The organism is Buttiauxella selenatireducens (assembly GCF_031432975.1).
In the GTDB taxonomy this organism is placed as follows: domain Bacteria; phylum Pseudomonadota; class Gammaproteobacteria; order Enterobacterales; family Enterobacteriaceae; genus Buttiauxella; species Buttiauxella selenatireducens.
In genome coordinates this window covers 4,832,304-4,853,669 of record NZ_CP133838.1, presented here as the reverse complement: position 1 = coordinate 4,853,669, position 21,366 = coordinate 4,832,304, and the positions used below count along the sequence as shown (strand labels likewise).

The window sequence follows — 21,366 nt, the reverse complement described above, 5'->3', positions numbered from 1 at the left end:
GCCTCAGGTTAATAATGCAATTTCGCCGCAAGAATATCAGAATCTCACTCAGATTTCTGTGGCGTTGCGCTTTATACCCGTCATTCTTCAAGTTGTAGCAGTGTTGGCTGCAATTTGAAGAATGACGGGTATGGATAAGTATTGACGCAAATAATTTGAAAAGGTTTCCAAAAATGGCGAGTAACGTCACCGGATTTACCCGTATCATCAAAGCCGCTGGCTATTCATGGAAAGGGCTCAAAGCAGCCTGGATCAACGAAGCTGCGTTCCGTCAGGAAGGCGTTTGTGCCGTAATCGCTATTGCCATTGCCTGTTATTTAGATATCGACCCCATCACCCGTATTCTACTGATTGGTTCTGTCGTGCTGGTTATGATTGTCGAGATCCTCAACAGCGCGATTGAATCCCTTGTCGACCGCGTGGGTACGGATTATCACGAGCTTTCAGGACGCGCCAAGGACATGGGATCAGCTGCCGTGTTAATCGCCATTATCCTCGCAGTGATTACCTGGGTCACACTACTTTGGCAGCATTTGCGATGATCTTTCCAGAATAGTTAAGTGGCTGGTTTTTTGCTTAATTTGTGGTTCCAAATTCGCCTTTGACTGTATATACTCACAGCATAACTGTATAAACACCCAGGGGGCGGAATGAAAGCGTTAACTACCAGGCAGCAAGAGGTGTTTGATCTTATTCGGGATCATATCAGCCAGACCGGCATGCCACCGACTCGTGCCGAGATTGCTCAACGTCTGGGGTTCCGTTCTCCAAACGCCGCTGAAGAGCACCTAAAAGCACTGGCTCGTAAAGGCGTCATTGAGATTGTCTCTGGTGCGTCGCGCGGTATCCGCTTGCTGGTGGAAGAAGTTACCGGTATTCCGCTGGTTGGGCGTGTTGCTGCAGGTGAGCCACTCTTGGCACAGCAGCATATCGAAGGCCATTACCAGGTCGATCCATCGCTGTTTAAACCTAATGCCGACTTCTTGCTGCGCGTCAGTGGTATGTCTATGAAAGACATCGGTATTATGGACGGTGATCTACTCGCGGTGCATAAAACTCAGGATGTGCGTAACGGCCAGGTTGTGGTTGCGCGTATTGATGATGAAGTTACCGTTAAGCGCTTAAAACAGCAGGGCAACGTTGTTCATCTTCTTCCAGAAAATAGCGAGTTTGAACCTATTGTGGTTGACCTGCGCGAGCATAACTTCTCTATTGAAGGCTTGGCGGTTGGGGTGATTCGCAACGGCGACTGGCTGTAAAGTTTCTTTAGGCGGTGCGCTTTCCGGCGCATCGCTGTTCCCATTCTCTTCCTGGATTAGCCATGCGATTTTTCTCAACGGCTGACAAAGCACTCTGGCGCCTCGCCTTACCCATGATCTTCTCCAACATCACCGTCCCCTTGCTGGGTCTGGTCGATACGGCAGTAATTGGTCATCTGGACAGCCCTGTCTATCTTGGTGGTGTCGCTATTGGCGCTACGGCAACCAGTTTCCTGTTCATGCTTTTGTTATTCCTGCGTATGAGTACCACGGGCTTAACCGCTCAAGCGTTCGGCGCAAATAATCCCTCGGCGTTAGCGCGTGCACTGGTACAGCCTTTATTGCTGGCGCTGGGCGCAGGCGTTGTGATTGTCGCGCTGCGTGACCCCCTAATTTCACTGGCATTACACATAGTTGGCGGTAACCAGGACGTGCTTTGGCAGGCGCAACGTTTTCTTGAGATCCGCTGGCTAAGCGCCCCGGCTTCACTGGCTAACCTGGTCTTACTTGGTTGGCTGTTAGGCGTACAGTATGCGCGTGCACCGGTTATCTTATTGGTCGTCGGAAACGTGCTGAATATCGTGCTCGATGTGTGGCTGGTGATGGGGTTGCATATGAATGTGCAGGGGGCGGCGTTAGCGACGGTCACTGCAGAATATGCGACATTTATCATCGGGTTGCTGATGGTGAAAAAGGTGATGGGCCTGCGTGGAATCAGCGTAGAGATGCTGATGAAAGCCTGGCGCGGAAACGTTCGGCGTTTACTGGCGCTTAACCGGGACATTATGTTGCGCTCGCTGTTGCTGCAGGTGTGTTTCGCTTCAGTGACGATTTTCGGCGCACGGTTAGGCAGCGAAATCGTTGCGGTAAATGCGGTGCTGATGACGTTACTGACCTTCACCGCCTATGCGCTTGATGGGTTTGCTTACGCTGTTGAAGCCCATTCGGGCCAGGCATTTGGTGCGAAGAATCGAGGCCAATTGCTGGAAGTATGGGGAGCAGCCTGTCGCCAGGCGGGGTTGGTCGCGTTAATTTTTGCCATAGTGTACGCACTGTTTGGCGAGAACATTGTTTCGCTCCTGACATCAATCCCTGAATTGCAGCTACAGGCCGATCGCTATTTACACTGGCAGATTGTTTTACCGGTGGTGGGTGTCTGGTGCTATTTGCTTGATGGTATGTTTATTGGCGCAACGCGTGGTGCAGAAATGCGAAACAGCATGGCAGTTGCGGCACTGGGCTTCGGGCTAACGCTGTTCACCGTACCTTATCTGGGGAATCATGGCCTGTGGTTATCTGTGGCGGTGTTTCTGTCTCTGCGTGGGCTGTCTTTGGGTTGGATTTGGCGTCGCCACTGGCGTGACAATACGTGGTTCCCCGCTGGAACTCATAGCTAGTTACAACTCCTGACACGTTTTTAATCATCCCCCAGTATGCTGATTTGCCACTTAATTGTGGGGCAGGTCAGCATCATTTCACTTTCCCCTGTGGTTCAATATTCTTAGTTTTCCCCTCACCGCCATATCCTTGACTAAAATTATTTTCACGTCCAGCAGAAACAGTATGTCAGCCAGACGGCAACATACGGACGATATTTACTTAGCAGTTTTTCACCGAACGATGAGGATATCATTATGAATAAAGACGAAATCGGCGGTAACTGGAAACAGTTCAAAGGCACAGTAAAAGAGAAATGGGGCAAACTGACTGACGATGACATGACCGTCATTGAAGGGAAGCGCGATCAGCTAGTCGGTAAAATCCAGGAACGTTATGGATACGCCCAGGAGCAGGCAGAGAAAGAAGTCGTTGATTGGGAAAAACGTAACGATTACCGCTGGTAATCTCATCCCTCAGATGTGTTAACTCTCAATGGCTACCCTGCCCAGGTACAAGGATGTACCTAATCCTTCATACTTCCAGTTGCCTGTTTATTGGCTACTTTCACTTCACTTCACTTAGCTGAGCGAGCTCATCAAGCTGCGATTGCATGCCATCGCGATGCAACTCGAAATATTTCGGGTAATGATTTCAAATCAACGTGATTTTTTCTTCGATTGAATAGTGTGGTCATGCCCGCATGCTTCGGGGTGGCTACAGGCTTCAACTTCTGCGCAAGCGCTGCATAAACCATGTGCCTCAATGACATTATGATGCAGAGCAAATCCTAGCTGGGCAGCCAATTGATGCATGATATCTTCAACGCCTTGCGCGCCATGCTCTTTCACCGCGCCACATCTGTCGCAAATAAACATCGCAGATGAGTGCGTTGGCTGATCAAACAGATGGCACAAAACATAGCTGTTGGTTGACTCAACGCGATGCACAAAGCCTTGTTCAAGAAGAAAATCGAGCGCACGATACACCGTCGGAGGTTTTGCTTGTGGTTCACTGGCACGCAATAAATCCAGCAAATCATAAGCGCTGATTGCACCCGCTTGTTGCGTCAGTAAACGCAGCACTTCCAGGCGTTGTGGCGTCAGGCGCACATTACGCTGCTCGCATAGTTTTTCAGCCTGCGCTAACACGTTTTGTGAAGTCGTGATGTCCATCAGCATTCCCCTGTAGATTAGCCCTACACTCTATCACAACGCGCAAAAAACGCCGAGTGGTGCACCATTCTGGCTGCATCCTTTTGAGATGACTATCCCGGAGTTTGTTATGAATAAACCTGATTGCATACGCCACTGGAAAGACCTGGAAGGTGAAGATGATTCAACTTATCCAGACAGCGCTGAACTGTTTTCTATTGGCGCGCCACTGGCTCGCAAACTCGGGCTAACACGCCTGGGGATCCATCATGAGCGTCTGCTGCCCGGTCGCCGGACGTCCTACCCGCATGCGGAAAGTAGCGAGGAAGAATTTGCTTATGTTCTGGAAGGGCACCCGCATGTATGGATCAATGGTCATCTTTACCCGCTTGAGCCGGGCGATAGCGTTGGCTTTCCGGCCGGAACCGGCATTTGCCATACTTTCATCAACAATACAGAGCATGAAGTCAGGTTGCTGATTGTGGGTGAGGCTAACAAAGCTGAAAATCGAATTTATTACCCGCTAAACGCGAGCTACGCCGCACAACGTCAGGACCGCTGGATTGATCACCCCCCGCAATTTTTCGGCCCACATGACGGTCATCCTTCACGGAAACCAAACGGTAAACTATAAATATAAGTACAGGAATTAAATAATATAACCCATTGGATTAGTACGGGATTTTATTTGGGTGAAACTACCCGCGATTGAGTTTTTCTTCACGGCATTAACCACTTCTTGTCAGCTCAGTTCTGGCAAGAAGTGAATCATAAATCGGAAGTAAGACGGGCGGGTTGTGAATGATAAAAACCAGAACTTTGGTGGCGGTAAACGTCGCCTTTTTCTTTTTGGCAAATACTGCTAATGCGGCAGGGACATGGACGGAATCACGCAATGATGCGATGGGCGGCACCGGTGTTGCATCATCCCGGTGGAGCAGTGCAGTACTGATTAACCCAGCGTTACTCACCAGCAGCCAGGAGGGGGATAACGCCGGACTCATCATTCCTTCGTTGGGTGTGCAAATGACGGACCCCGACAACCTCCAGGATAATATTGACGACATCAGCAACTCGGCTGAGGATTATCTGAAATACACGGATATTCCGTTACGACAACTTATCCGCAACCCTTCGTTGTACCGTCAGTTGCAAAATGATGCGGCCGATCTTGCTGGGCAATTGCGAGATGTTAAAGGGGAAGAGGTTCGGGCAAAAGCAGGTGGTGCCCTGGCGGTAAGTATCCCGAATGGCGTTTTACCTTTTGCGTTTGTGGCGAAAGTGTATGGGACCGCCAGAGTTACGTCAGATATCACTCAGCACGACCTCGATTATCTTGACGGGATCGCCAACGGGACTGTTATCCCTAACCCCAATGACCTGCAAAACCTCACCTCAAAAGGCTTTGGTCGTGCGGCAATGGTCTCGGATTACGGTGTTGCAGTGGCGCACAAATTTGATGTAGGCGGGGTGCCTGTCTCTGTTGGTGTGACGCCGAAGCTGCAATATACCTCGTTGTACAACTACAGCACCTCTGTTTATCAGTACAAGAAAGATGATTTCACTGACAGCCGTTATCGCAATTCCAACACGGGTTTTAACATTGATGCAGGGTTGGCGGCAGACGTTGGTGATTCCTGGACCGTAGGGTTAAGTGGGCAAAATCTGGTGTCTCGTGATATCGACACAAAAGTGGTTGATGGTTTTAAAGATACCTATCAAATTCGCCCATTGGTCACCACCGGTGTTGCCTGGCACAGCGATTTGCTGGTGTTGACGACCGATGTTGATCTCACCGAAACCAAAAACTTCAAGAGTGAAGATAATTCGCAATTTGCGGGCATCGGCGCGGAAATTACGCCGCTACCCTGGCTTGCGGTGCGTGCAGGTTATCGTGCGGACATGCGCTCCACTGAAAGTAATGTCTTTACTGGCGGTGTAGGTTTCGCCCCGCTCGACCTGGTTCATGTTGATCTCATGGGCTTGTATGGCCAGGACGAAACCTGGGGAGCAGGTGTCCAGGTGGGTATGACCTTCTGATTTTATCCGGCGGTCGGGCAACACATGCTGGCCGCTGGTTTATGCTATAGTAGCGACCCTTTTTTAACCGTAGCCCGAAAACGCCAGTGCCTATGTCCTCACAATTAAACCAGACTCCCTTCCAGCCACATCGTTTTTCCATTGCGCCGATGCTTGACTGGACTGACCGCCACTGCCGCTATTTTTTGCGCCAGTTATCAAGCCAGACACTGCTGTACACCGAAATGGTGACAACCGGTGCGATCATTCATGGCAAAGGGGACTATCTGGCTTACAGCGAAGACGAGCATCCTGTTGCGTTGCAATTGGGTGGTAGCGATCCGGCGGCTTTGGCGCAGTGCGCGAAACTGGCTGAAGCGCGCGGCTATGACGAAATAAACCTCAATGTGGGTTGTCCGTCCGATCGCGTACAAAACGGTATGTTCGGCGCGTGTTTGATGGCTGATGCGCAGCGCGTGGCCGATTGCATCAAAGCGATGCGCGATGTGGTTTCTATTCCTGTTACCGTCAAAACGCGTATCGGCATTGATGACCAGGACAGCTACGAATTCCTGTGTGATTTTATCGGCACGGTCGCCGGGAAGGGCGAATGTGAGATGTTTATCATCCATGCTCGTAAAGCCTGGCTTTCTGGTTTAAGCCCGAAGGAAAACCGTGAAATTCCGCCGCTGGATTATCCGCGCGTGTATCAACTTAAGCGTGATTTCCCGAATCTGACGATGGCCATTAACGGTGGCATCAAATCACTGGAAGAGGCAAAAGCCCATCTGGAACACATGGATGGTGTAATGGTTGGGCGCGAAGCCTATCAAAATCCAGGCCTGCTGACGGCAGTTGACCGCGAGATTTTTGGCATCAATACGCCGGAAGTCGATACGGTTGCAGCAGTTCGTGCCATGTATCCATACATCGAGCGCGAGCTGGCTAACGGGACCTACCTGGGCCATGTTACTCGCCACATGCTGGGCTTATTCCAGGGGATCCCTGGTGCGCGCCAATGGCGTCGTTATCTGAGTGAAAACGCGCATAAAGCGGGTGCTGGTATTGCAGTAGTTGAGCATGCTTTGTCACTGGTCGCGGATAAGCGCTAACTTTTGTCAGAAACATACCCAATAGATTTCAAGATGCAGGAAGGCAGCAAACGAGAGAATCCCGATGAGCTTACTCTGGTAAGTGATTCGGGTGAGTGAGTGCAGCTAACGCATCTGCAACTTGAAAGATGATGGGTATTGCTTGGGTATTGCGGAGTTGATCACAACCTCGCATCTTTCTGGCTAAGTTTGCAGGGTGTGGCATATCAATTATTTACCAAACCTGACATTATTACAGTGTTGCGAAAAAAGAATTCATCGTGCTGTACCCTACACACAGCGCGAACAAAAAAAGAATGGGCTTCCCTTGGGAAGCCCAAATTCTTTTATGGAATCAGTAAGCTAGAGCCTAACGTGCTTCGGCTCTCCAGCGTTTGATGTGCCAGAGCGGCATCGCTCAGGGCAAACTTCTGGCTTTCAGCCACATCCACTTTGATAACCCCACTGGCAATCAGTGAGAACAGCTCATTGCAGGCTTCTTCCAGCTCTTCACGCGTGGTCACATAACCATTTAATGACGGACGCGTAACATATAGCGAGCCTTTCTGGTTTAAGATCCCCAGATTCACACCCGTCACGGGGCCAGATGAGTTACCAAAACTCACCATCAATCCCTGGCGTTGCAGGCAATCTAATGACGCCTCCCAGGTATCTTTCCCTACCGAGTCATAAACCACCGCGACTTTTTTGCCCGCGGTCAGTTCTTTGACGCGTTCGGCAAGATTCTCTTCGCGATAGTTAATGGTCTGCCAGGCTCCCGCCTTTTTGGCGCTGTCGGCTTTTTGCGCCGACCCTACCGTACCAATCAGTTTTGCACCCAGCGCCTTGGCCCATTGGCAAGCGATAAGCCCAACTCCTCCAGCTGCGGCATGGAACAAGAAAACTTCGTTGGCTTTGATATTGTAGGTTTTACGCAATAAATAATAGACCGTCAGACCTTTAAGGAATGACGCAGCGGCTTGCTCAAAAGAGATGGCGTTGGGCAGTTTTGCCGCTTTATCCGCCGGCACGTTATGAACGCTACTGTATGCCCCAAGCCCGGATTGTGCATAGACAACACGATCGCCAACGTTAAGATGCGTGACTGCACTGCCCACTTTACTCACCACGCCTGCGGCTTCGGTTCCGAGGCCACTTGGCAACATCGGCGGCGGGTACAAACCGCTACGAATGTAGGTATCGATGTAGTTGATACCAATGGCTTTGTTTTCAACTTGCACTTCATGTTCTGCGGGGGCTGACGGGGTAAAATCGACAACTTTTAAGACTTCTGGCCCACCGTGCTGACTAAATTCAATGCGTGTTGCCATGAGAACTCCTTCTGTTTCCGCGGAGGGATAGAGTAAACTCTCGTCTCTCTTATCTGAATTTTGGTAACTCCCTCACTATGGCAGGAAATAAACCCTTCAACAAACCGAACGAACACCGCGACCGTCAGATGGAAGGGCTGAAAATGCCGCCACATTCTCTGGAAGCGGAGCAGTCGGTGTTGGGCGGTTTAATGCTGGACAACGAACGCTGGGATAACGTTTCCGAGCGCGTCGTGGCTAACGATTTTTTCAGCCGTCCACACCGCATGATCTTCACCGAAATGCAGCGTTTGCTCGAAATGAGCAAGCCAATCGACCTGGTCACCCTTTCTGAATCTCTGGAATTACAGGGCAACCTGGAAAGCGTGGGTGGTTTCGCCTATCTGGCCGAATTATCTAAAAATACGCCAAGTGCTGCAAACATCAGTGCTTATGCCGACATCGTGCGTGAACGTGCCGTTGTTCGTGAAATGATTGCCGTGGCGAATGAAATCGCCGATGCCGGTTATGACCCGCAAGGGCGTACCAGTGAAGATTTACTCGACCTCGCCGAGTCACGCGTGTTCCAGATTGCTGAGAGCCGCGCGAATAAAGACGAAGGGCCAAAAAGCATCGACCAAATCCTCGAAGCCACTGTTTCGCGTATAGAAACGCTCTTTCAGACCCCTCACGATGGTGTCACAGGCGTGGATACTGGCTACCAGGATTTGAACAAGAAAACTGCCGGTCTACAGCGTTCAGATTTGATTATCGTGGCGGCACGTCCGTCAATGGGTAAAACCACGTTTGCCATGAACTTGTGCGAAAACGCCGCGATGTTGCAGGAAAAACCGGTTTTGATTTTCAGCCTCGAGATGCCAGGCGAACAGCTGATGATGCGTATGCTGGCGTCATTGTCGCGCGTCGACCAGACCAAAATCCGTACCGGCCAACTGGATGATGAAGACTGGGCGCGTATTTCGAGCACCATGGGCATCTTGCTTGAAAAACGCAATATGTACATCGATGACTCATCCGGCCTGACGCCAACAGAAGTCCGTTCTCGCGCCCGTCGTATCTACCGCGAACATGGCGGCCTGAGCCTGATCATGATCGACTACCTGCAGTTGATGCGCGTGCCTTCATTGTCTGACAACCGTACGCTGGAAATCGCGGAGATTTCACGCTCGCTAAAAGCGCTGGCCAAAGAGCTACAGGTCCCAGTTGTGGCGCTCTCGCAGCTTAACCGCTCCCTGGAACAACGTGCCGATAAACGCCCTGTTAACTCGGATTTGCGTGAGTCCGGCTCCATCGAGCAGGATGCCGACTTAATCATGTTCATCTATCGTGACGAAGTTTATAACGATAACAGTGACGAAAAAGGTATCGCGCAAATCATCCTCGGTAAACAGCGTAACGGCCCAATCGGCACCGTGCGCCTGACGTTTAACGGTCAATTCTCGCGTTTTGATAATTACGCGGGTCCTCAATACGACGAAGACTAAATCCTCTTCATCCTTCAAGTTGCAGGGGTGTTGGCTGCGTTCATTCACCCCAGTCACTTACTTGAGTAAGCTCCTGGGGATTTATTCCCTTACCGCCTACCTGCAACATGAATGATTTTGGGAATTAGCAAAATTTAACGACTCTTTTTTTGCAAGGAACGAACATGCAAGCGGCAACCGTAAAAATTAACCGCCGCGCTCTGCGACACAATCTCCAACGCCTGCGTGAACTGGCTCCTGCCAGCCGCATGGTCGCGGTTGTGAAAGCAAACGCATACGGGCATGGTCTGCTGGAGACAGCCCAAACATTGACTGACGCAGATGCATTTGGCGTGGCCCGACTTGAAGAAGGTGTTCGTTTGCGTGCGGGAGGGATCACTCAGCCCATTCTGCTGCTCGAAGGCTTCTTCAACGCAAGCGATCTCCCGACTATTGCCGAACAGAACTTCCAGACCGCGGTTCACTGCATCGAGCAGCTCGAAGCGCTGGAACAAGCGGAACTTAGTCAGCCCATTACCGTGTGGATGAAGCTCGATACCGGTATGCACCGGTTGGGCATCTTGCCGCAGGAAGCGGAAGCGTTCTATCAACGCCTTTCACGCTGCAAAAATGTTACACAGCCGGTGAATATCGTCAGCCATTTTGCTCGCGCTGATGAGCCAGAGTCCGACGCGACAGTGCGCCAGCTCGATATTTTCAATACATTTACCGCAGGCAAACCGGGGATGCGTTCTATTGGCGCATCCGGCGGCATCTTGCTGTGGCCCGACTCGCATATGGACTGGGTTCGCCCTGGTATTATTCTTTACGGTGTTTCTCCACTGGAGCAAAAACCCTGGGGTGTCGACTTCGGTTTCCAGCCGGTCATGTCGCTGACCTCCAGTCTGATTGCGGTTCGTGAACACAAAGCCGGTGAAGCGGTAGGTTACGGTGGCACCTGGATTGCTGAGCGCGATACTCGCCTGGGCGTGGTGGCGATTGGGTATGGCGATGGTTACCCGCGCGCGGCACCTTCAGGCACACCTGTGTTGGTGAATGGCCGGGAAGTGCCGATTGTTGGGCGCGTCGCGATGGACATGATTTGTGTCGATCTTGGCCCTGATTCCGGGGAGAAAGTCGGTGATAGCGTGGTGATGTGGGGCGACAAGCTTCCGGTTGAGCGTATCGCTGAAATTACAAAAGTGAGTGCTTACGAACTTATCACGCGCCTGACTTCAAGGGTGGCGATGGAGTATCTGGACTAGTTGTCCTTCCCTGGTTTACATTGGTCATCCGCCACACTGTAAACCAGGAGAACCTCACCGTGTTTCAAAAAGTTGACGCCTATGCTGGCGACCCAATCCTCTCCCTTATGGAACGTTTCAAAGTCGATCCGCGCAGTGACAAGGTAAACCTCAGCATCGGTCTTTATTACAACGAAGATGGGGTAATCCCGCAGTTACAGGCTGTTGCTCAAGCTGAAGAACGTTTGAATTCTCAACCGCATGGCGCATCGCTTTATCTTCCGATGGAAGGCCTGAACAGCTATCGCAGCGCAATTGCGCCTTTGCTGTTTGGCGCGAATCATCCGGCACTGCTTGAAGGTCGTATCGCGACAATTCAAACACTTGGCGGCTCCGGCGCGCTAAAAGTGGGCGCGGATTTCCTGAAAACCTGGTTCCCGAATTCGCAGGTATGGGTCAGCGATCCGACCTGGGAAAACCATGTCGCAATCTTTGGTGGCGCTGGTTTTAAAGTGAATACCTACCCGTGGTTTGATAGTGAAACCAACGGTGTGCGCTTCGAAGCGTTACTGGAAACCCTGAATACACTGCCTGCGCAAAGTATTGTGTTGCTGCATCCGTGCTGCCATAACCCGACAGGCTCTGACCTGACGGATGCTCAGTGGGATGCCGTCGTCGAAATCCTGAAAGCCCGCGATCTGATTCCATTCCTCGACATTGCCTATCAGGGCTTCGGCGCGGGTATGGAAGAAGATGCCTATGCGATTCGCGCGATTGCGAGTGCGGGGCTGCCTGCATTAGTCAGCAACTCGTTCTCAAAGATTTTTTCAATGTATGGCGAACGTGTCGGCGGATTGTCGATTGTCTGTGATGATGCCGATGCAGCAGGCCGCGTGTTGGGCCAACTAAAAGCCACTGTTCGCCGCAACTACTCCAGCCCGCCAAACTTCGGTGCGCAGGTTGTCGCAGCGGTTTTGAATGATGAACAGCTGAAAACCAACTGGCTGGGCGAAGTGGAAACCATGCGTCGCCGTATTCTCGATATGCGTCAGGCGTTGGTGTCCGTATTAAAGGCCGAAATGCCAGAGCGTAATTTTGACTACCTGCTGAAACAGCGCGGGATGTTCAGCTACACCGGTTTGAGTGCTGAGCAGGTTGACCGTCTGCGTGACGAGTTTGGTGTTTACCTGATTGCCAGCGGCCGTATGTGTGTCGCCGGGCTGAACAGCAATAACGTACAGCGCGTGGCGCAGGCATTTGCCGCAGTAATGTAAGTGCTTACTAACACAAAGAGGCCCTCACCCTAACCCTCTCCCTGAGGGAGAGGGAACCGTCCGGTTTTCTCCTTCTCCTTCAGGGAGAGGGAACTGTCCGGTTTTCTCCTTCTCCTTCAGGGAGAGGGGAACTGTCCGGTTTTCTCCTTCTCCTTCAGGGAGAGGGGAACTGTCCGGTTTTCTCCTTCTCCTTCAGGGAGAGGAAACTGTCCGGTTTTCTCCTTCTCCTTCAGGGAGAGGGAACTGTCCGGTTTTCTCCTTCTCCCTCAGGGAGAGGGAACTGTCCGGTTTTCTCCTTCTCCCTCAGGGAGAAGGTTGGGATGAGGGTGGTTTTCCACCTATTTCCCATTCTGTGATCATCGCCTTTTTCTATGACATTTCCTGAGAAACTCCTTTTAATACAAGACGCCTGCGAGTATGGTCGGGTAGGTTTTTGACCAGTCAGTCTACTTTCTAACGATAAAAACTAATGATTATTAAAGGGAAAACGATGCGTAAAATTACCCTGGCACTCAGTGCCGCGTGTTTGTTATTAGGGTTGAATCAGTCTGTTATTGCGAAGGAATCTGCACCCGCTCCATTGAATCCTGGCATCAACGTTGCTCAACTGGCGCAGCAAGTTCCGGTTCACTGGGTTTCTGTCGCGCAAATTGAGAATAGCCTGTTGGGTCGAGCGCCTATCGCGGTCGGCTTCGATATTGACGATACGGTGCTTTTTTCAAGCCCTGGCTTCTATCGCGGGCAAAAAGAGTACTCACCGGGTAAACAGGATTACCTGAAAAATCCGGCCTTCTGGGAAAAAATGAACAACGGCTGGGATGATTTCAGCATGCCGAAAGAGGTCGCGAAGAATCTGATCGCCATGCACCTCAAACGCGGCGACAGCATTTATTTTATTACTGGCCGTAGCCCAACGAAAACGGAAACCGTAACCCAAACGCTGAAAAACGATTTCCTGATCCCACAAGCTAACATGAATCCGGTTATTTTTGCGGGTGACCAGCCGGGGCAAAACACGAAAACCCAGTGGCTGAAAGATAAGAAAATCAAAGTGTATTACGGTGATTCTGACGGCGATATTACCGCCGCTCAGGATGTCGGCGCGCGCGGTATTCGCCTGTTACGCGCTTCGAACTCAAGTTATCAGCCTTTGCCAAAAGCCGGAGCCTTTGGTGAGGAAGTGATTGTTAACTCTGAATATTAATTTACACGTCATACTTCAAGTTGCAGGGGTGTTGGCCGCACTCACAAACCCCAGTCACTTACTTTAGTAAGCTCCTGGGGATTTGCTCCCTGGCCGCCTACCTGCAACTCGAATTATTTAGTGTAAATATGTGCTTTGATGAAAAAACGGCGATGCGCGAAAGCAGATAGCCGTTTTTTTCATCAAAATTCCCCTGTGGGGTTTTACCTTTTGGCGAGTAGCGAGCACACTTAGATGAGCGAAAATCACTCATCTTGTTGCCATAAGGGGAATAAAAATGACCAACTCGGATCTATTGCAGTACTGCATGAACAAACCCGGAGCGGAACAAACTGTTCATAGCGACTGGAAGGCAACACAAATCAAAGTGGCAGATGTGATGTATGCGATGGTGCATGACGTGGAAGCTCGCCCGGCGGTGTCGTTGAAAGCCAGCCCGGCACTTGCTGATTTATTACGTGAGCAACACAGCGATGTTTATCCTAGTGCGCATCTGAATAAAGCACACTGGAGCACGGTTTATTTAGATGGGTCACTACCCGATTCGCAGATTTACTATCTGGTGGATGCCTCTTATCAGCAGGCATTATCGCTGCTGCCAGATCAGACCCGGCAGCAGCTTTCTAACTGATAACTTGATTGATTATTTAAGTAATGGCTTGAGGAAGCGCGCAGTATGCGAGGCTTCGCATTCCGCGACGGTTTCTGGCGTGCCGGAAACGAGAATTTCCCCGCCGCCGCTGCCGCCTTCTGGGCCAAGATCGACAATCCAGTCTGCGGTTTTAATCACGTCAAGATTGTGCTCGATAACCACAATGGTATTGCCCTGATCGCGCAACTGATGCAGAACTTCCAGCAACTGCTGGATATCGGCAAAGTGCAGGCCAGTGGTTGGCTCATCAAGGATATACAACGTCTGACCGGTGCCGCGCTTAGAAAGCTCACGCGCCAGTTTCACACGCTGTGCTTCACCACCGGAAAGTGTTGTAGCCGATTGCCCAAGGCGAATATAAGACAGACCTACGTCGATTAACGTTTGCAGCTTACGCGCCAGCGCAGGAACAGCATCAAAGAACTCGCGAGCATCTTCAATGGTCATATCCAGCACTTCGTGGATGCTTTTGCCTTTGTACTTAATTTCCAGCGTTTCGCGGTTGTAGCGCTTGCCTTTGCACTGGTCGCACGGCACGTAAATATCCGGCAAGAAGTGCATCTCGACTTTGATAACACCGTCGCCCTGGCACGCTTCGCAGCGCCCGCCACGCACGTTAAAGCTGAAACGGCCTGGCGTATAACCACGCGCACGCGACTCAGGCACACCGGCAAACAGTTCACGCACTGGCGTGAACACACCGGTGTAGGTTGCAGGGTTTGAGCGTGGTGTACGGCCAATTGGGCTTTGGTCGATATCAATCACTTTATCGAAATGCTCGAGGCCATGAACATCGCGGTATGGCGCAGGTTCAGCAATCGTCGCGCCGTTAAGCTGGCGCTGAGCGATGGGGAATAACGTGTCGTTAATCAGTGTTGATTTCCCAGAACCAGAAACCCCAGTGACACAAGTGAACAAGCCTACCGGCAGCGTCAGGGTCACGTCTTTCAGGTTGTTACCTTTCGCGCCCACCAGTTTCAACACTTTCTCAGGGTCGGCTGGCACACGCTGCTTCGGTACGGCGATTTCACGCTTGCCGCTGAGGAACTGCCCGGTCAGCGATTCAGGAACATCCATGATGTCCTGCATGGAGCCTTCCGCCACCACCTGGCCGCCGTGAACACCGGCACCAGGGCCGATATCAATAATATGGTCTGCGGCGCGGATAGCATCTTCGTCGTGCTCAACCACAATCACGGTGTTACCGAGGTCACGCAGGTGAATCAGGGTTTCCAGCAGGCGTTCGTTATCACGCTGATGCAGACCGATTGACGGTTCATCCAGTACGTACATCACGCCGACAAGACCCGCACCAATCTGGCTCGCCAGACGAATACGCTGGGCTTCACCACCGGAAAGGGTTTCAGCGGAACGCGAAAGTGACAGGTAGTTCAGACCGACGTTAACCAGGAACTTCAGGCGATCGCCAATCTCTTTCAGTACTTTCTCAGCGATTTGCGCGCGCTGGCCGCTGAGCTTCATGTTCTGGAAGAATTCCATCGCATGGCCGATGCTCATATCTGAGATGGTCGGCAGCGGCGTATTTTCGACATACACATGACGTGCTTCACGACGCAGACGTGTACCTTCGCAGCTTGAACATGAACGGTTGCTGATAAATTTCGCCAGCTCTTCGCGCACTGCTGAAGATTCTGTCTCTTTATAGCGGCGCTCCATATTATGCAAAACGCCTTCAAACGGATGGCGGCGCACTGACGTATCGCCACGATCGTTTATATATTTAAATTCGATGCTTTCTTTGCCCGAACCGTTGAGTACCACGTTTTTCACGCTGGCGCTCAGTTCATTCCACGGCGTTTCGATATCGAATTTATAATGCTCGGCCAGCGAACGCATCATCGTGAAGTAATAGAAGTTACGGCGATCCCAGCCGCGAATCGCACCGCCAGCCAGTGAAAGCTCGCCGTTTTGCACCACACGCTCTGGGTCGAAATACTGCTGCACACCAAGCCCATCACAGGTTGGGCAAGCACCGGCCGGGTTGTTGAACGAAAACAGGCGCGGTTCCAGTTCGCGCATGCTGTAGCCGCAGATTGGGCAGGCGAAGTTAGCAGAGAACAGCAACTCTTCGGCTTTTTCGTCGTCCATATCGGCCACAACCGCAGAACCACCGGATAAATCCAGCGCTGTCTCAAACGACTCAGCCAGGCGCTGTGCTAAATCTTCACGCACTTTGAAACGGTCAACCACCACTTCAATGGTATGTTTTTTCTGTAATTCTAGCTTTGGCGGATCGGATAGATCGCACACATCTCCGTCGATCCTTGCGCGGATATAACCCTGGCTTGCAAGGTTTTCCAGCGTTTTAGTGTGCTCGCCTTTTCTATCTTTAATGATGGGAGCGAGCAGCATCAGGCGCTTGCCTTCAGGTTGCGCTAAAACGTTATCGACCATCTGGCTGACCGTTTGTGCCGCCAGTGTCACATCGTGGTCTGGGCAACGAGGCTCACCCACGCGGGCATACAGCAGGCGCAGGTAGTCGTGAATTTCAGTAATAGTACCGACTGTTGAACGCGGGTTGTGGGACGTGGATTTCTGCTCGATAGAAATGGCAGGCGACAAACCTTCAATGTGGTCGACATCCGGCTTTTCCATCAAAGAGAGAAACTGACGCGCATAGGCGGAGAGGGACTCAACGTAACGACGCTGCCCCTCGGCGTATAAGGTGTCGAAAGCCAGTGAGGATTTGCCAGAACCCGAAAGCCCAGTCACGACAATCAGCTTGTCGCGTGGAATCACGAGGTTAATATTTTTGAGATTGTGGGTGCGGGCGCCCCGAACTTCGATCTTATCCATTCACCTTTCCCGGTTTAAACGCTTTTTGCCAGGCCGCACAGGAGGCCGCCGACGATCACAAACGGCTAATTATGACACAATAAAACCTGAATGAATATCCAGTGTTTTAATGCAACAATGTATACATTGACGAGATTCTGGAATGCATTCCGCAGCTATAAAGATTAGGGGTGGCATGGTAGAATCGAAGGTTTACACTATTCATACAACGTTTCAGGAGACACGATCATGGCCAGCAGAGGCGTAAACAAGGTGATTCTCGTCGGGAATCTGGGTCAAGACCCGGAAGTACGCTACATGCCAAATGGTGGCGCAGTTGCCAACATTACTCTGGCCACGTCAGAGTCCTGGCGCGATAAGCAAACCGGCGAAACCAAAGAAAAGACTGAATGGCACCGTGTAGTGCTGTTCGGCAAACTGGCAGAAGTGGCGGGTGAATACCTGCGTAAAGGCTCCCAGGTTTATATCGAAGGTGCTTTGCAGACGCGTAAATGGACTGACCAGGCTGGCGTTGAAAAATACACCACCGAAGTCGTGGTTAACGTTGGCGGTACCATGCAAATGTTGGGTGGCCGTGCAGCAGGCGGTGCTCCAGCAGGTGGCGGTAATCCAGGCCAGCAGCAAGGTGGTTGGGGTCAACCTCAGCAACCGCAGCAGGGTGGAAACCAGTTCAGCGGCGGCGCGCAATCTCGTCCGCAGCAGAGTGCACCAGCACCCTCTAACAATGAACCACCAATGGACTTTGACGACGATATTCCATTCTGATATTTGGAATAAAACGTTATTAAAAACCTCGCGCATGCGGGGTTTTTTTATATCCAAAAACGGTGATCCTATTAGCAATCTGAATGTATTTCATTCTGCCATAAGTAATCCCACTTGCATTAAAACATTATCCAGCTAAGTTATTTTGTGCAAACACAATAAAACTCCACTGGAGAACAGCATGACGGATTTCCTTATTCCAGAAATAAAAGCATCTGAAGATGAGATGATAGCAATACGGCATTATCTACATGCGAATCCAGAATTAAGTCTGGAGGAGTTTAAAACCAGCGACTTAGTGGCTCAGCAGCTTGAAACCTGGGGCTATAAAGTCACTCGTGGTATTGGCACCACAGGTGTTGTCGGGACGTTTAAAAAAGGGGACTCAACTAAATCTATTGGCCTGCGTGCTGACATGGATGCACTGCCCATCTTTGAAGAAACCAATTTACCGTGGGCCAGTACCGTTCCCGGAAAAATGCATGCCTGCGGCCATGATGGACACACCACCATTCTATTAGCCGCTGCAAAATATATTGCCTCACCAGCCTGTGAGTTCAACGGTACAGTGCACCTCATTTTCCAGCCAGCCGAAGAAGCCATTGGCGGTGCGGACTTAATGATTAAAGAGGGGCTATTTGAACGCTTCCCATGCGATCGCATTTTTGGTCTGCACAACATGCCGGGTTTACCTGTAGGTAAATTAGGATTTTATGCGGGTAATTTCATGGCCTCGGCGGATACGGTGAAAATTACCATTAAAGGTTACGGTGGCCATGGCGCTTACCCGCAACGTACCGTTGACCCTATCGTGACGGGTGCTGCATTAATTACCGCGCTGCAAACCATTGTTTCCCGCAATGTGACACCGGGTGAAACCGCCATTGTGACCGTGGGGACTTTCCAGTCCGGTATTGCATCGAACGTTATCCCGGATAGCGCAGTGATGGAATTAACCGTGCGCGCCATGAAACCAGAAATCCGCGATTTATTAATTAAAAGAATTGAAGAATTAGCCGATCTTACGACGAAAAGCTTTGGCGCAAGTTGTGATGTGGAAGTTTATGATTCTTATCCAGTGCTGATTAACGATGATGAACAAACCGCCTTTGCCCGCGAGCTGGCTATTGATTTCTTCGGTAAAGATGCGGTGCTCGATAAAGTTCTCCCTTCAACGGGCAGCGAAGATTTTGCGTTTATGCTGCAAGAAAGACCGGGCAGTTATTTCTTATTAGGCAATGGAGAAAAGGGCGATAAAGGTGGTTGTATGGTGCATAACCCGGGTTATGATTTTAATGATGATATTATTTCAACCGGCGCATCATTCTTTTCCCGTTTAGTTCAAGCTTATTGTCGTTAATTCACTGGAGCTAATATGAAAAAATATTTACTGCCGTTAATTGTTCTGCTGGCGACAAGTTCGGCATTGGCAAATAATATTAAAGAGATCCGTTTTGGTGTTGACCCAACATTTGCTCCATTTGAATCGAAAGATGCCAATGGGAAAGTTGTCGGTTTTGATATTGATTTAGGAAATGCTATTTGCGAGAAACTTCAGGCTAAATGTATTTGGGTTGAAAATAACTTTGATGCAATTATTCCTGCGCTACAGGCGAGAAAGTTTGATGCTATTTTATCCGGAATGTATATGACGGAAAAACGTAAAGAGCAAATTGCCTTTACGGATAAGATTTATAATGGTCCGGTATTCCTCGTTGCAAATAAAAAAACCGAAATTAAGCCAAATGTTGAGCAACTGAAGGGCAAAACGATAGGTGTGGAACAAGGTTCAGCCCAGGAAACCTTCGCCAACAAAAACTGGCGCAGTGCGGGTGTGAATGTTGTCTCTTATCAGGGCGCTGATATGGTCGTGCGGGATTTAGAATCCGGGCGTATTGATGGCGCTGTGCTTTCTGGCGTAATGGCAGAATACAGTTTCCTTAAAAAACCGCAGGGTAAGGATTTTACCTTTGTGGGGGGCGCATTGCAGGATCCTGAATTATTCGATGCGGGTGCTGCTATTGGCTTGCGTAAAGATGACACGGAATTGCGCGAAGCGATTAATGGCGCGATTAGCCAGATCCTTGCCGATGGAACCTATAAAAAGCTGGCATCAAAATACTTTAGTTTTGATATCTACTCAGGAACCTAAACGTACGCTGTCGATGCACAAAAACAAAAATGGCCTCGAAAGAGGCCATTTACATTTTCAACGCAGACTCATCAGGTCATTACCATCGGCCATTCCGGCGGGGCATGACTTGAGATCTCAATCATAATGTCTTTAAACGATGCCCAGATTATCGGGAAATCGGCCAACTCCAGCCCCAGCAAACCCGTCGCAAACCACAAGGCAGATGCAATCCCCAACATACTGCTGACGATGGCAAAAAACGTGTAATCGGATTTGCGAAACTGGATATTCAACGTACTCGCTAAAAACATCAGAACTGCACTGACTAAAGGCCAGCGCATTAATAAAACGCTGGTGGTGATTGCCGCCATGAAAATTGTCCTTTATCACATAACTCATTACGCTCAACGGTTATGCGCGACACAAGGCGCAGCAATTACAGCATAGGGACCGTCTGGAAAATGAGTGGGTACAGAAAATGTAAGAAGAATCCCGTTACACAGGATGTGTGAACTATATCACATTTGTTCTTTTAATCACCACACTTGTAGCGCATTTTCTGTTCCGCTTTATCGACGTGCTCAGCGACAAAATTCTGGCAAACTGCATCAGGCGTGATGACGATAGTCAGTTGGCGTGCGGTCAAACTCACGGCGAAACACGCGTGAGAAAGTCTGCTGAGAGACATAACCGTAATCCATCGCGATATCAAAAATCGGGCGTCGGGTGTTGCGTAACTCTTTCGCCGCCATCAACAAACGGCGCTGCCGAATATATTCACCCAGAGTTTGGCGCTTCACGGTACGGAACATCCTTTGCAGATACCATTTTGAATAACCAGATTTTTTTGCCACAACATCAATGTTCAGCGGTTGATCAATATGATCGTCAATCCATTCAGTCAAAGTTTGAATAATATCCTGATGTGCCATAAGCCTTCCCCAAGCCCGATTACCATTAGCAGGTTTTGTTGGCAGCGAGTATAATTCCTCAAGTTAACTTGAGGTAAAGACCATTTTGGAAAAGAAATCACCCCGATTTAAATCTTTGCTAAGCCCTGGTGAAGTTGCGAAGCGCAGTGGTGTGGCGGTTTCTGCGTTGCACTTCTATGAAAGCAAAGGACTCATCAAAAGCGTACGTAACAGTGGAAACCAACGGCGCTACACGCGTGATGTGCTGCGAAACGTGGCAATCATTAAAATTGCGCAGCGCATTGGCATTCCACTGGCGACGATTGGTGAAGAGTTTGGTGTGCTGCCTGACGGGCATAAAATTAATAAAAACGACTGGAAAAAGATGTCGTCGCAATGGCGCGAAGAACTCGAGCGGCGCATTCATACGCTAACGGCTTTGCGCGATGAACTGGATGGCTGCATTGGTTGCGGCTGTCTGTCCGGTGCCGATTGTCCCTTACGCAATCCGGGTGACGCGTTGGGTGAGCAGGGGACGGGCGCGCGTCTTCTGGAAGAGTAAAAATGTCGGGTGGATGTCGCTGCGCTAAGCCGTGTCACTCAGCAAGAATGAAAATTCATTTATTGATAGAAAAACTAAAGCGCCAAACATCGGCGCTTTAGTTTTTCCC

21 protein-coding genes are annotated in these 21,366 nt (G+C 50.4%); 16 read left to right on the top strand and 5 right to left on the bottom strand.

Features of this window, described 5'->3' with window-relative positions; translation table 11 throughout:
* Positions 1-173: 173 nt before the first annotated feature.
* From RHD99_RS22275 to RHD99_RS22260, 4 genes are all read left to right on the top strand, one after another.
* On the top strand, positions 174-542 hold the full coding sequence (locus RHD99_RS22275; RefSeq protein ID WP_183272394.1) for a diacylglycerol kinase: 369 nt from the start codon (positions 174-176) through the stop codon (positions 540-542).
* A gap of 108 nt (positions 543-650) precedes the next feature.
* Positions 651-1,259, top strand: a complete 609-nt coding sequence (gene lexA, locus RHD99_RS22270; protein ID WP_183272395.1) for a transcriptional repressor LexA — start codon at positions 651-653, stop codon at positions 1,257-1,259.
* A gap of 62 nt (positions 1,260-1,321) precedes the next feature.
* Positions 1,322-2,656, top strand: coding sequence for an MATE family efflux transporter DinF (gene dinF, locus RHD99_RS22265; RefSeq protein WP_309876666.1), 1,335 nt, complete (start codon positions 1,322-1,324; stop codon positions 2,654-2,656).
* A gap of 237 nt (positions 2,657-2,893) precedes the next feature.
* Positions 2,894-3,103, top strand: coding sequence for a CsbD family protein (locus tag RHD99_RS22260; RefSeq protein ID WP_183272397.1), 210 nt, complete (start codon positions 2,894-2,896; stop codon positions 3,101-3,103).
* Positions 3,104-3,295: 192 nt separating this feature from the next.
* On the opposite strand, the gene zur is transcribed toward RHD99_RS22260, so the two are convergent.
* The gene (gene zur, locus RHD99_RS22255) at positions 3,296-3,811 is read right to left on the bottom strand and encodes a zinc uptake transcriptional repressor Zur (protein WP_183272398.1); all 516 of its coding nucleotides are present in this window, start codon (positions 3,809-3,811) and stop codon (positions 3,296-3,298) included.
* A gap of 109 nt (positions 3,812-3,920) precedes the next feature.
* Here zur and RHD99_RS22250 point away from each other — a divergent pair, with 109 nt between their 5' ends.
* From RHD99_RS22250 to dusA, 3 genes are all read left to right on the top strand, one after another.
* The gene (locus tag RHD99_RS22250) at positions 3,921-4,424 is read left to right on the top strand and encodes a cupin domain-containing protein (protein ID WP_309876664.1); all 504 of its coding nucleotides are present in this window, start codon (positions 3,921-3,923) and stop codon (positions 4,422-4,424) included.
* A gap of 167 nt (positions 4,425-4,591) precedes the next feature.
* Positions 4,592-5,830, top strand: a complete 1,239-nt coding sequence (locus tag RHD99_RS22245) for a conjugal transfer protein TraF (protein WP_309876662.1) — start codon at positions 4,592-4,594, stop codon at positions 5,828-5,830.
* A 92-nt stretch (positions 5,831-5,922) separates the two neighbouring features.
* On the top strand, positions 5,923-6,921 hold the full coding sequence (gene dusA / locus RHD99_RS22240) for a tRNA dihydrouridine(20/20a) synthase DusA (RefSeq protein ID WP_309876660.1): 999 nt from the start codon (positions 5,923-5,925) through the stop codon (positions 6,919-6,921).
* Positions 6,922-7,247: 326 nt separating this feature from the next.
* Here dusA and RHD99_RS22235 read toward each other — a convergent pair whose 3' ends face one another.
* Complete coding sequence (locus RHD99_RS22235; protein WP_309876658.1) at positions 7,248-8,231, bottom strand: quinone oxidoreductase; 984 nt, start codon at positions 8,229-8,231, stop codon at positions 7,248-7,250.
* A gap of 77 nt (positions 8,232-8,308) precedes the next feature.
* Here RHD99_RS22235 and dnaB point away from each other — a divergent pair, with 77 nt between their 5' ends.
* From dnaB to RHD99_RS22210, 5 genes are all read left to right on the top strand, one after another.
* Positions 8,309-9,715, top strand: a complete 1,407-nt coding sequence (gene dnaB, locus RHD99_RS22230) for a replicative DNA helicase (RefSeq protein ID WP_309876656.1) — start codon at positions 8,309-8,311, stop codon at positions 9,713-9,715.
* Positions 9,716-9,879: 164 nt separating this feature from the next.
* Entirely contained in the window at positions 9,880-10,959 is a 1,080-nt protein-coding gene (gene alr, locus RHD99_RS22225) for an alanine racemase (RefSeq protein WP_309876655.1), read from the top strand.
* A gap of 59 nt (positions 10,960-11,018) precedes the next feature.
* On the top strand, positions 11,019-12,212 hold the full coding sequence (gene tyrB / locus RHD99_RS22220) for an aromatic amino acid transaminase (RefSeq protein WP_309876653.1): 1,194 nt from the start codon (positions 11,019-11,021) through the stop codon (positions 12,210-12,212).
* A gap of 490 nt (positions 12,213-12,702) precedes the next feature.
* Positions 12,703-13,416 (top strand): acid phosphatase AphA, encoded by a 714-nt coding sequence (gene aphA / locus RHD99_RS22215; protein ID WP_309876651.1) that lies wholly within the window; start codon positions 12,703-12,705, stop codon positions 13,414-13,416.
* Positions 13,417-13,693: 277 nt separating this feature from the next.
* Positions 13,694-14,047: an MmcQ/YjbR family DNA-binding protein gene (locus RHD99_RS22210; RefSeq protein WP_309876649.1), complete on the top strand. Its 354-nt coding sequence runs from the start codon at positions 13,694-13,696 to the stop codon at positions 14,045-14,047.
* Positions 14,048-14,059: 12 nt separating this feature from the next.
* On the opposite strand, the gene uvrA is transcribed toward RHD99_RS22210, so the two are convergent.
* On the bottom strand, positions 14,060-16,885 hold the full coding sequence (gene uvrA / locus RHD99_RS22205) for an excinuclease ABC subunit UvrA (RefSeq protein ID WP_309876647.1): 2,826 nt from the start codon (positions 16,883-16,885) through the stop codon (positions 14,060-14,062).
* Between the two features lie 228 nt (positions 16,886-17,113).
* On the opposite strand from uvrA, the gene ssb1 reads away from it, so the two are divergent.
* The 3 genes from ssb1 to RHD99_RS22190 all read left to right on the top strand — a co-directional run bounded on the left by ssb1 (position 17,114) and on the right by RHD99_RS22190 (position 19,802).
* Positions 17,114-17,650 carry a single-stranded DNA-binding protein SSB1 gene (gene ssb1, locus RHD99_RS22200; RefSeq protein ID WP_183272409.1) on the top strand — a complete coding sequence of 179 codons (537 nt, stop codon included), beginning with the start codon at positions 17,114-17,116 and terminating at the stop codon, positions 17,648-17,650.
* Between the two features lie 181 nt (positions 17,651-17,831).
* Positions 17,832-19,010, top strand: coding sequence for a M20 aminoacylase family protein (locus tag RHD99_RS22195; RefSeq protein ID WP_309876645.1), 1,179 nt, complete (start codon positions 17,832-17,834; stop codon positions 19,008-19,010).
* Positions 19,011-19,025: 15 nt separating this feature from the next.
* Positions 19,026-19,802 carry an ABC transporter substrate-binding protein gene (locus tag RHD99_RS22190; RefSeq protein WP_309876643.1) on the top strand — a complete coding sequence of 259 codons (777 nt, stop codon included), beginning with the start codon at positions 19,026-19,028 and terminating at the stop codon, positions 19,800-19,802.
* 71 nt (positions 19,803-19,873) lie between these two features.
* Here RHD99_RS22190 and RHD99_RS22185 read toward each other — a convergent pair whose 3' ends face one another.
* Both RHD99_RS22185 and soxS read right to left on the bottom strand, forming a co-directional pair.
* Positions 19,874-20,155: a YjcB family protein gene (locus tag RHD99_RS22185; RefSeq protein WP_309876642.1), complete on the bottom strand. Its 282-nt coding sequence runs from the start codon at positions 20,153-20,155 to the stop codon at positions 19,874-19,876.
* Positions 20,156-20,392: 237 nt separating this feature from the next.
* On the bottom strand, positions 20,393-20,716 hold the full coding sequence (gene soxS / locus RHD99_RS22180; RefSeq protein WP_183272413.1) for a superoxide response transcriptional regulator SoxS: 324 nt from the start codon (positions 20,714-20,716) through the stop codon (positions 20,393-20,395).
* Between the two features lie 85 nt (positions 20,717-20,801).
* On the opposite strand from soxS, the gene soxR reads away from it, so the two are divergent.
* Positions 20,802-21,257 carry a redox-sensitive transcriptional activator SoxR gene (gene soxR / locus RHD99_RS22175; RefSeq protein ID WP_183272414.1) on the top strand — a complete coding sequence of 152 codons (456 nt, stop codon included), beginning with the start codon at positions 20,802-20,804 and terminating at the stop codon, positions 21,255-21,257.
* Positions 21,258-21,366 lie beyond the last annotated feature (109 nt).